General features: G+C 72.0%; 12 protein-coding genes. 7 read left to right on the top strand and 5 right to left on the bottom strand.

Features of this window, described 5'->3' with window-relative positions; genetic code table 11:
- Nucleotides 1–94: 94 nt before the first annotated feature.
- Complete coding sequence (locus LOK46_RS27115) at nt 95–784, bottom strand: invasion associated locus B family protein (protein ID WP_273561421.1); 690 nt, start codon at nt 782–784, stop codon at nt 95–97.
- A 102-nt stretch (nt 785–886) separates the two neighbouring features.
- Nucleotides 887–1,063 carry a hypothetical protein gene (locus tag LOK46_RS27110; protein ID WP_273561420.1) on the bottom strand — a complete coding sequence of 59 codons (177 nt, stop codon included), beginning with the start codon at nt 1,061–1,063 and terminating at the stop codon, nt 887–889.
- 377 nt (nt 1,064–1,440) lie between these two features.
- On the opposite strand from LOK46_RS27110, the gene LOK46_RS27105 reads away from it, so the two are divergent.
- Nucleotides 1,441–2,886 (top strand): homospermidine synthase, encoded by a 1,446-nt coding sequence (locus tag LOK46_RS27105; protein ID WP_273561419.1) that lies wholly within the window; start codon nt 1,441–1,443, stop codon nt 2,884–2,886.
- Nucleotides 2,887–3,172: 286 nt separating this feature from the next.
- On the opposite strand, the gene LOK46_RS27100 is transcribed toward LOK46_RS27105, so the two are convergent.
- From LOK46_RS27100 to LOK46_RS27090, 3 genes are all read right to left on the bottom strand, one after another.
- Complete coding sequence (locus tag LOK46_RS27100; protein WP_273561418.1) at nt 3,173–4,066, bottom strand: transporter; 894 nt, start codon at nt 4,064–4,066, stop codon at nt 3,173–3,175.
- Between the two features lie 141 nt (nt 4,067–4,207).
- Nucleotides 4,208–5,059: a metallophosphoesterase gene (locus LOK46_RS27095; RefSeq protein WP_273561417.1), complete on the bottom strand. Its 852-nt coding sequence runs from the start codon at nt 5,057–5,059 to the stop codon at nt 4,208–4,210.
- 32 nt (nt 5,060–5,091) lie between these two features.
- Nucleotides 5,092–5,697, bottom strand: coding sequence for a cation transporter (locus LOK46_RS27090; RefSeq protein WP_273561416.1), 606 nt, complete (start codon nt 5,695–5,697; stop codon nt 5,092–5,094).
- Between the two features lie 188 nt (nt 5,698–5,885).
- On the opposite strand from LOK46_RS27090, the gene croR reads away from it, so the two are divergent.
- The 6 genes from croR to LOK46_RS27060 all read left to right on the top strand — a co-directional run bounded on the left by croR (nt 5,886) and on the right by LOK46_RS27060 (nt 11,652).
- Nucleotides 5,886–6,359 (top strand): 3-hydroxybutyryl-CoA dehydratase, encoded by a 474-nt coding sequence (gene croR / locus LOK46_RS27085; RefSeq protein ID WP_273561415.1) that lies wholly within the window; start codon nt 5,886–5,888, stop codon nt 6,357–6,359.
- 1 nt (nt 6,360) lies between these two features.
- The gene (locus LOK46_RS27080) at nt 6,361–7,188 is read left to right on the top strand and encodes a TrmH family RNA methyltransferase (RefSeq protein ID WP_273561414.1); all 828 of its coding nucleotides are present in this window, start codon (nt 6,361–6,363) and stop codon (nt 7,186–7,188) included.
- 223 nt (nt 7,189–7,411) lie between these two features.
- A complete protein-coding gene (gene crtI, locus LOK46_RS27075) occupies nt 7,412–9,001 on the top strand; it encodes a phytoene desaturase family protein (RefSeq protein WP_273561413.1) in 1,590 nt (529 codons plus the stop codon).
- Entirely contained in the window at nt 8,998–9,465 is a 468-nt protein-coding gene (locus tag LOK46_RS27070; RefSeq protein WP_441008316.1) for a DUF2141 domain-containing protein, read from the top strand. The genes crtI and LOK46_RS27070 overlap by 4 nt, the downstream gene beginning before the upstream one ends.
- Before the next feature lie 4 nt (nt 9,466–9,469).
- Nucleotides 9,470–10,447, top strand: a complete 978-nt coding sequence (locus LOK46_RS27065; RefSeq protein WP_273561412.1) for an ABC transporter ATP-binding protein — start codon at nt 9,470–9,472, stop codon at nt 10,445–10,447.
- A complete protein-coding gene (locus tag LOK46_RS27060) occupies nt 10,444–11,652 on the top strand; it encodes an ABC transporter permease (RefSeq protein ID WP_273561411.1) in 1,209 nt (402 codons plus the stop codon). Before LOK46_RS27065 ends, LOK46_RS27060 begins: the two co-directional genes overlap by 4 nt.
- Nucleotides 11,653–11,676: the final 24 nt, after the last annotated feature.

The raw sequence follows: 11,676 nt of genomic DNA, 5'->3' as shown, positions 1-11,676 counted from the left end.
CGGCGCGCGGCGCCACATCTCGGCGGGATCCTGATCGACCGCGGCTAACGCTGGCTTAACCGTAACCGGAAAAGGCCGCGGGCCGCGGCGCGGCTCAGCCGCTCAGGGCGACGGCCCGGTCGAAGGCCTGCGAGAAGCCTGTCAGCGGCACCGTGACGGTGGCAGGATCGGTGCCGCCCGCCTTCTCGCCGGTCACCGTGAGGGCCTTGGCGGTGCGCATGCCGTCGAGGGCGAGCGTCGGGAAGCTGATCGCCACGATGCAGCCCTCGGCGCTGCAGGTCGTGTAGGGCGCGCCCTTGCCGAGGGTCTGCTCGTCGAGCTTGAAGGTCACGCCCGGCTCGATGGCGAGCCCGAAGGGCATCAGCACGATCCCCTCGGCCCGGCCGTTCGCGGGCGTCTGCAGCTCGAAGCCGAACTTGCGCCGGCCGGTCCGCGAATCGCCCTGCGCCTGGGCCACGATGCAGGTGACCTTGTCGCTCGGGCGCGTGCAGGTCATCGTCCAGTCGCCGTAGCTCTCGCTGACGGTGCTGGCGCCGGTGGGCCACGCGGCGTGCGTCGCCGCGGCCGCGGGCGGGGCGGCCTCATCGGGCTTCGCCGCTTCGGCGGGCTTGGCCGCCTTGTGGGGAGCCGGCTTCGGCCGCGGTTTCGGCTTGGGCTTCGCGGGCGCTTCGGCGGCCGGAGCGGCCTCGGGCTCGGCATCCTGCGCGCGCGCCGCCACGATCGGGACCGCCGTGAGCGACGTCGCGATCAGGCTGAGACGCAGGAGCGCACGAAGTGTCGGCATGGAATCACGATCCCCCGGAGAGCCATTGGGCGGCAGTGCCGCCTAATGCTCAAGCCGGGACGACGCAATCGCCAGGGGCAGCGCCGGTGGGTTGCGCGCTTCTCAGAGAGGGTTCGGACCGCCGATGGAACGGGCGAGCGCGCAGCGGCGCGCGAAGGCGCTCTCCGCGCCGCTGCGCAGCGTGCGGGCGACCGCGAAGACGAGGGTCAGGAAGCCGGGATCGCGATCGGCGGTCTCGATGGCCGGGCCGGGGATCCGGGATGTGATGAGCGCGAGCATGGCGGACTCCAGATGCGAGGTGCCGGGCGTTTCAGAGTTCCCCAGTTCCTGCGGCCCTCTGCGCGACCTTGCTGCACCGCAATATGAGACCTGCACCCCGAGCCTGCCACTGAGCAGATGGTGGAGGACGCATGCATCGATATCATGGTTCGGGTTGCTTTCGGGTAGGGCCGCGTTAACGAAGCGTTGAGCGGGCGCGGTTGACCGGCGACGGGCAAGCCGCCATTGAGCGCGTTTCCGGCGACTCGGACCCTGGACCGCACCGGCACCGCTCCGGCGGCGCGGGCCTGTCGCTGCACTGTCACACGCGCGCCATAACCCGCCCGCGAGCCAGATGAGTGGACGCGCCCGGCGTCCGCCAGACGAGGATATCCCGCATGACCGACCAGCCGACCCATCACCCGATCCATGGCCGCATCACCGGCCCCATCGTGATGATCGGCTTCGGCTCGATCGGCCGCGGCACCCTGCCGCTCATCGAACGCCACTTCGAGTACGATCGCGCCCGCTTCACCGTGATCGACCCGGTCGACACGCATCGGCCCCTCGCCGAGAAGCACGGCCTGCGGTTCGAGAAGGTGGCCCTGACGCCCGAGAATTACCGCGACGTGCTCACCCCGCTCCTCACCGAGGGTGGCGGCCAAGGCTTCTGCGTGAACCTGTCGGTCGATACCTCCTCGCGGGCGATCATGGAACTCTGCCGTGAGCTCGGCGCCCTCTACATCGACACGGTGGCCGAGCCCTGGCCGGGCTTCTACTTCGACAAGACCAAGAGCCAGGGCGACCGCACCAACTACGCGCTCCGCGAGAACATCCTCGACGCCCGCGCGCAGAAGCCTGGCGGCACCACGGCGGTGTCGTGCTGCGGCGCCAATCCCGGCATGGTCTCGTGGTTCGTCAAGCAGGCGCTCCTGAACATCGCCCAGGACACCGGCCTGCAGCGGCCTGAGCCGAAGACCAAGGCCGAGTGGGCCGCCCTGATGAAAGATCTGGGCGTGAAGGGCGTCCACATCGCCGAGCGGGACACGCAGCGCGCCAAGACCCCGAAGCCGCGGGGCGTGTTCGTCAACACGTGGTCGGTCGAGGGCTTCGTCTCCGAGGGCAACCAGCCGGCCGAGCTGGGCTGGGGCACGCACGAGACCTGGAAGCCCGCCAACGCCCACGGGCAGGAGAAGGGTTCGCGCTGCGCCATCTACCTGCTTCAGCCGGGCGCCGACACGCGGGTGCGCACCTGGGTGCCGACCGCCGGCTCGCAGTTCGGCTTCCTCGTGACCCACAACGAGGCGATCTCGATCGCCGACTACTACACGGTGCGCGAGGGCGATAAGCCTGTCTTCCGGCCCACCTGCCACTACGCCTACCACCCGGCCGACGACGCCGTGCTGTCGCTCCACGAGATGTTCGGCAAGGCGGCCCAGGTGCAGGAGCAGCACCACATCCTCGACGAGACCGAGATCGTCGACGGCATCGACGAGCTCGGCGTGCTCGTCTACGGCCACACGAAGAACGCCTACTGGTACGGCTCGCAGCTCTCCATCGAGGAGACCCGCCGGGTCGCCCCCTACCAGAACGCCACCGGCCTGCAGGTGACCTCGGCGGTGCTCGCCGGCATGGTCTGGGCCCTGGAGAACCCGGAGGCCGGCATCGTCGAGGCCGACGAGATGGACTTCCGCCGCTGCCTGGAGGTCCAGACCCCGTATCTCGGCCCGGTCGTGGGCGTGTACACGGACTGGACGCCGCTCACCGACCGCCCGGGCCTGTTCCCGGAGGACATCGACACCAGCGATCCCTGGCAGTTCCGCAACGTGCTGGTGCACGGCTGAGGCTCTGCGCGACGCCGGTACCGGGCCTGCTCATCGGGCAGGCCCGATCCGGGCGGGGCGGGACCGGCGGTCGGTTCACGCCCGCAAGCGCCCGGGGCATCACGCGGAGGACAGTTCATCCCCCGCGTCGACGGCTCGTGTCCCTGAACCCGGCCGTCATTCCGGAGCGCCGCGGGCGAGCCCGGAACCCAGAACCGCCGTCCCCGCAAGGCTTCGGCGCATCGGCGAGTCCCACGCGCGGCCCCTGCCCGGACGCGGGGAAACGAGCCGGTGCCTGAACGGGCGGCTACTCGGCCTGCCGCCGCGTCACGAGGGTGCGGCCCGGCTCGACCTCGTTCTTGTCTTGGTACAGCGGCACGATCGCGCGCAGCCAGCCGCGGACCTCGCGGCCGCCGTAATCGCGCTCGACCACGTCGTGGGTGAGGTAGGCCTGCAGGTTCACGGGCCCGAAATTGTAGCCGACGAGCCCGCCCACCGCGATCTGGCCCTGCGGACGGTAGCTCGCCACCCCGGTGGGAAGGTCCGTCGACCCGAAGGCCACCGCGCCGATCTGCCAGGAGCCGAATTTCTTCGTCATGGTCAGGTCGAGGTTCATGTAGTCCGGGTAGAGGGTGCCGCTGGGCGAGCGCGTGTCGAGGAAGACGCCGTAGAGCAGGTTCGCCGTGAGGTTCCAGCCCTGGCCGGTGTAGCTCAGCGCGAAGCGGTGGGTCAGCGAGGCTGACTGCGTCAGGAACCGGGTCTGAATCGGCAAGTAGCCGCCGAACAGGTAGCTGAAGCCGACATCGCCGCCGAGGTCCCAGGCGAGCTGGGCCGCCAGCAGCTGCTGCCCGACGCCGCTCTGATAGGGCGCCCCCTGGCTGCTCGCCGCCGCGATCGGCTGGGTGAAGAAGAACTGCAGGCGCGCCCCCGCGACATCCCAGGGCGTCGCCCACGCGAAGGTCGGCAGGTTGACGTTGGTCGACGAGTCCCGCGGGAGGGTGCCGCGCACGCCGAAGCTCGACAGGTTCACGAAGTACAGGCCGACCGGCAGCTGGTCGCCCACCGGCAGGCCGACCGTCTGTCCCGGCTGCGCCGCGGACGCTGCCCGAGCGGTCGTCGCCGTCGACGCGGCGGCGAGCGCGGCCGAGACGGCAAGAGCCGCCGCCGCGACCCAACGTGACGTCAGGCTAAATCCGGCCATGAGAACCCCGAACCTGGGCCCCGTCATTCGGGGCCGATCAGGGTTTGACGAGCGTTCACTCCGACGGCATCCCGCCGTTACGGCCAAGCTGTGCGCGATCGCACAGCGTCGACAGATCGACCTCTTTGCGGCCGGACTAGATCACTGGCCCTCGACTTCGACGACGAAGTCGCCGCGGTAGGTCGTGCCCTCCACCGGGTTCGAGATCCAGCGGCAACGGCCGATCCGCAAGTCGTGGCCGGCGTGGAAATGCCCGGAGATCCAAAGCTCCGGTCGCTCGGCCTCCGCGAGGTCGTCGAGGGCCGTGCTGGCGTAGAAGGCCGGCACCCACCAGGGGACGCCGGCCGCGTCCCGGAAGCGGTCGGCCGCGAGCGGGCTCGCCGGGTGATGGGTCACCACCACGGTCGGTCCGTCGTGCGGGGTCCGGAGCGCCGCGTGCAGGGCCGCCCGCTCGATCCGGTGCTCCACCATCGCGTCCGCCGGCTGCCAGGGGCTGCCGTCGGCCTTGCGGATCGAGCCGAGATATTCCCGCGAGCCCGTCACGGGGTCGGTCATGCGGGACGCCGCGTAGGCCACCGGATCGTCGGGCCGGTTCGGCGCGTCCGGTGCGAGCCAGCGCCCGGCGAGGGCCCAGTCGCTCCACAGGGTGGTGCCGACGAAGCGGACGCCGTGGATGACGCAGCTCCGCGCGTGCTGAAGCAGGTGGATCCGCGCGCCGAGGCCGTTGAGTCGGCCGACCTCGGCCTCGAGGGCGGCGAGAAGCTGCGGCGCGGTCCGCCGGTCCCCGGTCGGCGCGTAGCGCTCGTGGTTGCCCGGCACCAGCACGACTGGCCGCCCCTGGGCGAGGTGCAGCAGCGCCGCGAGCCCCCGCTCGGGATGCCCCTCGTGAAGGTCGCCCGGGCAGGCGAGCAGGTCGAACGGTTCCGCGGGCGGCGCGATCAGGTCGAGGCGGCGCCGCTCCAGGTGCAGGTCCGAGATGGGAAATATGCGCATGATGGTCGCTGCCGTGTCGCCGCTCGGGACCGCTACCGCGCGGCTCTGCGCTCGGCCGCGGCTGCCTTGAGGATGTCGGCGGCCGAGTCGGCGTTGAGGATCGCGATCCCGGCCGCCACGACGAGGTCGGGCCAGGGGGACGGGTGGAGGGCCGTCACCAGACCGGCGGCGATGATCGCCAGGTTGGCGACGGCGTCGTTGCGCGCCGAGAGGTAGGCCGCCCGCGTCAGGCTACCCGAGCCGGAGCGGTGCCGGGCGAGCATGAGCGCGCAGGTGAGGTTGACGGCGAGCGCACCGAGCCCCGCGAGGGTCAGGGGCAGTGCCGCGGGGGCGGTGAAATCGGCGATCTTGCCGTAGGCCGCCCAGGCCCCCGCCAGCGCCGGCAGGAGCAGGATCCCCGCCATGGCGGTCCCGAGTCGGGCGCGGTTGCGCGCGCTCCAGCCGAGGCCCGCGAAGATCAGCAGGTTGATCGCCGCGTCCTCGAGGAAATCGAGGCTGTCGGCGATCAGCGCCACCGAGCCGATGGCGAGCGCCACCGCGATCTCGATGCCGAAATAGCCGAGGTTGAGCGCCGCCACGCGGACGACGACCGGGCGGAGGGCGGGCGGCGCGGGCCGGGGCGCATCATCGGCGATCACGGGAGCCTCTTCGCCGACGCGCGCGGCCCTGTCGAGCGGCCGTTGAGAAAAGCCTGTCCGCGGCTCAAGAAAGTTCGAGACCGTTACGCCTTTGTCCGGGTGGATTCGGCGCCGCGATCGTGCGACGCCGTTGCCGGAGCCGGCAACACGAGACGAATGACCGGCCGGAACCGGAGGTCTGCCGCGTCATGCTGCCCGAACTGCGCGTGCTCTATTTCGAGGATCTCGAGGTCGGCCTGTCGGAGACCCTGTCGAAGACCATCGCCTCGTCGGACGTGGTGGGCTTCGCCGAGATCACCGGCGACCGCAACCCGATCCACCTGTCCGAGCACTTCGCCGCGCGCACGCCGTTCGGCACCCGCATCGCCCACGGCCTCTACACGGCCGGGCTGATCTCGGCGGTGCTCGGCACGCGCCTGCCGGGCCCCGGCGCCGTCTACATCTCGCAGACCCTGAACTTCCGGGCCCCGGTGCGGATCGGGGACGTCGTCGACGTGACCGTGACGGTGGCCGAACTCATGCCCGAGCGACGGCGCGCGCGCCTGGCCTGCCGGTGCTCGGTGGGCGGTGAGACGGTCCTCGACGGCGAGGCACTGGTGAAGGTGCCGACCAAGGCCGAGGCCGACCCGCTCGCGAGCCGCTCCGATCGGCCCCAGGGCTGAGGTGAACCCGGCCCCGGAGCCCCTCACCGATCCGGACGACCCGCGCCTCGAGCCCTACACCCGGATGCGCGAGCGCGATCTCGTGGGCCGCGCCGGGCGCTTCATCGTCGAGGGTGAGGTGACCCTGCGGCTGCTCCTCGGCCGCCGCAGCCGGTTCCGCGCCGAATCGATCCTGGTCGCGCCCGAGCGCTGGCCGGGCCTGGCCGCCGACGTGGCCGCCTGCCCGGAGCCGCCGCCGGTCTACAGCGCCTCGAAGGCGGTGATGAGTGCCGTGACGGGCTTCCCGATCCACCGCGGCGTCCTCGCGATCGGCCTGCGCGGGCCGGAGCCCGACGCGGCCGCCCTCGTGCCGCCACCGCCCGCTCCCGCCCTGGTGGTCGGCTTGGCCGGCCTGACCAATCACGACAATGTCGGCGCCGCCTTCCGCAACGCGGCGGCCTTCGGGGCCGACGCCGTGCTTCTCGACGGGGCGAGCTGCGACCCGCTGTACCGCAAGAGCATCCGCGTCTCGGCCGGAGCCGCCATGATCCAGCCCTTCGCGCGGATCCCGGGCGGGCAGGACTGGCTGCGGCTCGCCGAAACCCTCGACCTTCGGCCCCTGGCCTTCAGCCCGGGGGCGTCCGAGACCCTGGACGCCCGTGCCGTCCCGCCGAGGGCGCTCCTGATCCTCGGCACCGAGGGGCCCGGCCTCGACGCGGCGACGCTGTCCAGGGCGCGGCCGATCCGGATCCCCATGGCCGCCGGTTTCGACTCGCTCAACGTCGCCACCGCGGCGGGCATCGCCCTCTACACCATCGCCCGCGGACAGGGTCGCCTCGGCGACGCGTGAGGCCGCACCGAGCGGTTCGGTTGCGCGATCCACCGTTCAGCGGGGCCCGCACCCCGTTGCTCCCTCGCCGGCGCGTCCCGCCTTCGGAAACCTTGCGGATGCGTGTCCACGGTATGATCGTATACAGCGTTCTGCGCGCGACAAACGGCTGCAATTGCCGCGCGATGATGCGAAGCTAGCTTGGCCGCATGGGGTGTCGGGATTCTGTGAGGAGTCGAGGACGTTGCTTCAGTCTGGGGATGGGTTGCGGGCGCTGACCGGACGCCGGGTGGCCGTGGTCGGGGCCGGGCCGGGCGGACTGGCCGCCGCCCTGCTGCTCGCGCGCGCCGGGATTCACGTCACCCTCTTCGAGAAGGACGCGCAGGTCGGGGGTCGGACGAAGACGGTCGAGGCGCCCGGCGGGTACCGGTTCGATATCGGCCCGACCTTCTTCCTCTATCCACAGATTCTCGCCGACATCTTCGCGAGCTGCGGGGAGCGGCTGGAGGACCACGTCAAGCTCGAGCGGCTCGACCCGCAGTATCACCTCGTGTTCGAGGGCGCGGAGGGTATCTCGGGGACGATCCGCGCCACCGGTGACGTGGAGCGCCTGGAGCGCGAGATCGCCCGCCTCGCGCCGGACGACGCCAAGAACGTCAAAGCCTTCTTCGCCGAGAACCGGACCAAGCTGAACCACTTCAAGCCGGTCCTGGAGCAGGCCTTCCACACCCTGCGCAGCATGGCGAGCCCGGCGATGCTGGCCGCCCTGCCCTACCTGCATCCGGGCCGGAGCGTCGACCGCGACCTCAAGCGCCACTTCGCCGACCCGCGGGTGCGCCTCGCCTTCTCGTTCCAGACCAAATACCTCGGCATGTCGCCGTTCCGGTGCCCGAGCCTGTTCACGATCCTTTCGTTTCTCGAATACGAGCACGGGGTCTATCACCCGGTGGGCGGCTGCGGCGCCGTCTCCGACGCGATGGCGGGTCTGGCCGGCCGGATGGGCGTCGACCTCCGGCTCAACAGCACCGTCGAGCGTGTGCTGTTCGACGGCAAGCGCGCCAGCGGTCTGGTGGCGGACGGCGAGACGTTCAACGCCGACGCGGTGCTGATCAACGGCGATTTCGCGAAGGTTGTCCGCGCCCTCGTTCCGGAGCGGCACCGGCCGCGCTGGCGCGATGCCAAGATCCAGAAGGCCCGGCTCTCCTGCTCGACCTTCATGCTGTATCTCGGCCTCGAGGGGAAAATGCCCGACAGTCTCGGGCACCACACGATCCTCCTGGCGGACGGCTACGAGAAGAACATCCGCGAGATCACCGAGGGCACGCTGCCGATGCAGCCGTCCCTGTACGTGCAGCACGCGGGCTACACGGATGGCGGCATGGCGCCGCCCGGTCACACGGCCCTCTACGTACTGGTACCGGTGCCTAACCTGAAGGCGGGGATCGACTGGGCGTCGATGCGGGAGACCTACCGGGCCCTGATCCTGGAGCGTCTGAAGCTCCTCGGGATCGACGATCTCGAGTCCCGGATCCGGTACGAGCGGATCATCGATCCGACCCAGTGGGAGGAGGATTTCGCCGTCCACGAGGGCGCCACCTTCAACCTCGCCCACGACCTGATGCAGATGCTGTATTTCCGGCCGCACAACCGCTTCGGACCGGGTCTCTACATCGTCGGCGGCGGCACCCATCCGGGCTCCGGCTTGCCGGTGATCTACGAGGGCGCCCGCATCTCGGCCCGGCTGCTGATCGAGGAGCTCGCCGGCGCTCGCGCCGCCGCCTCGGCCGGCATCCCCGACACCGCCCCGCTGGCGACCTCCGGCGAAGCCTCGTGAGCGCGGCCACCGACCGGAGGCAGCTCCGGAGGCCGACGGGCCGCGCGACGGTTGCCCTGACCGCTTGGCTCTGCGCCGCGACCGTGCCGGCCTGGGCCGCCGCCGTGCAGGTCGAGGTCGACGGGATCGAGCCCGGCGGCGGCCGGGTGCGCGTCGCCCTCTGCCAGGGCGGTCTCTCGGAGACGTCGTGCCTGCGCGGCGACGACGCGCCGGCCACCGCCGACAGGGCCCGGTTCACCTTCCGGGATGTCCCGCCGGGCACCTACGCGGTGGCGGCCTACCAGGATGCCAACGGCAACGGGCGCCTCGACCGCACCGGCCTCGGCCTGCCGCTGGAGCCCTACGGCTTCTCGGGGGCTGTCGGGCGGCGCGCGAGGCCCGATTTCGCCGAGGCGGCCTTCGCCCTCCGGGAGCCCGGCGCCGCCGTGCGGGTGCGCCTCGGCCGTGCCCTGCCGAGCCGGTGACCCGATGGACGATCCCCTCGTCCGGATCGCGGGCGTCGGCCTCGACCTCCGCGGCCGACGGGTGCTGGACCAGGTCGATCTCGACCTCGGAGCCGGCGAGACTCTGGCGCTGCTCGGACCGAACGGAGCCGGCAAGTCCTCGCTGATGCGCCTCGTGGCGGGGCGTCTCGCTCCGAGTGCGGGATCGGTGCGCGTGGCCGGGTCGGACCCGTACCGCGCGGGACAGGCCCGCCGCGCCATCGGATGGGTGCCGCAAGAGATCGCCCTCTACCCGCGGCTGACCGTCTCGGAGAATCTCGGCGTGTTCGGGCAGCTGGCGGGGGTTTCCCGGCGCGACCGGAGGGCGGCCGTGGAGGCCGCCCTGACCATGGCCGACATCGGCGACGTGGCCGGACGCCCGGTCGGCGTCCTGTCGGGCGGGTACCGGCGCCGGGTGAACATCGCCGCGAGCCTGATGAACCGACCCCGACTGGTCCTGCTCGACGAGCCGACCAGCGGCGTCGACCTCGCTGCGCGGGCCGCGATCCACGCGGTGCTCGACCGCCTGAAGGCCGCCGGCACCGCGATCCTGATTGCCACCCACGATTTCGCCGAGGCGGAGCGCCTCGCCTCCCGGGTGGCGTTCCTGACCCAGGGCCGCGTCGTGCGCGCCGGCCGTCTCGCCGACCTGCTCGCGCAGCTGCGCACCGGCGCGCCCGAGCGCGAGCTGAGTCTCGCCGGTCCGGCGACGGGGCCGGCCGAGGGTGTGCTGCGCCGCGCCGGCTTCGTGCCCGCCGAGGCGGGGGGCCTCGTCTGGCGGTCGGTCGAACGGTCCGGCCTCGACGGCGCGGCCCTGCTGGGCGCCCTGCGCGCCCAGAACGTTCCGGTAGCCGAGATCCGAGTGCGGGCGCCGCGGCTGGAGACGCTCTATCTCGACGCCCTCCGTCCGCGGGAGCTGACGGATCCCGCGGCCACCCCGCTCCGGGCCGGAGCCGCCGGATGATCGCCGCCGCCTTCCGCGTGATGCTCCTGACCCTCCTGCGCGACCGGGCCGCGCTGGTGATGGCCTTCGTGCTGCCGACCGTGATCTTCTCGATCTTCGCGGCGATCTTCTCGGGAGCGATCGGCGACCGAATCCGCATCCATCTCGGCCTGGCCGACTTGGCCCACACTGCGGCGACAGGGCGCCTCGCTGACGCGCTCGCGGCCGATCCCTCGCTCCGCGTGACGCGGCTGCCCGCGACCGACATCGACGCCGTGGCGCAGGCGGTGCGGGCCGGCGAGGTCGACGTGGCGCTGGTCCTGCGCGGGGACCTGATCGCCGCGCCTGCGGAGGCGGTGCCCGGCCCAGCGGATCAGCCGGTGGTGCTGGTCGAGAACCCCGCCAAGGCGCTGGCGACGCCGATCGCCCTCGGCCAGCTGCAGCGGGTCCTGAACGAGGCGTTGCCCGACGTGGTCCTGTCGCGGGTCGTCGCCGACGTCGAGCGCACGGGCAAGATCGGGCCCGACGAGCGCCGCTTCCTGGACGAGGCCTTTGCGGAGCAGCGCGCCAAGAAAGAGCCGTTCAGCTTCGCCTCCCTGGTGGAACGCCGCAGCACCGCGTCCGGGACCGCCAATGCCCGGGTGAGCTACTACGCCGGCGCGATCACCGCCGTTTTCCTCCTCTTCGCCGCCATGCAGGGCGCGATGTCGCTGGTCGAGGAGCGCGAGACGGGCCTCACCGAGCGGCTGATGGCCGGGCCGGGCGGATTGCCCGTCGTGGTGCTCGGAAAGTTCGCCTTCCTGACGCTGCAGGGGCTCGTTCAGGCCGGTCTGATCTTCCTGGCCGCCGCCCTCCTCTACGGCGTCGAGATCGGGCCGCACTGGCCGGCCTTCCTGGCCGCCTGCCTGCTGGTCTCCGCGATGGCGGCCGGTCTGGCGCTCGCGGCCTGCGCGCTCGCGGCCTCCCGTCAGCAGGCGCATCTCGCCTCGACTTTCGGTGTGCTGCTGCTCTCGGCCGTCGGAGGCTCCATGGTCCCGCGGTTCCTGATGCCGCCCTGGCTGCAACAGGCCGGATGGCTCACCCCCAATGCCTGGGCGATCGAGGCGTACCAGAGCGCGCTCGGCGAGGGGTTCTCCGCCGCCGCCCCGGCCCTGGGGGTCCTGGCGGCGCTGACCCTGGCCGGTCTCGCCTTCGCCCTCGCGCTGGCGGCGCGGCGGACGGCCTAGGGTGCGGCGCCGTCCCGATCCGGA

This window comes from Methylobacterium sp. NMS14P (assembly GCF_028583545.1).
In the GTDB taxonomy this organism is placed as follows: domain Bacteria; phylum Pseudomonadota; class Alphaproteobacteria; order Rhizobiales; family Beijerinckiaceae; genus Methylobacterium.
This window is presented reverse-complemented; position numbering and strand designations above follow the sequence as displayed.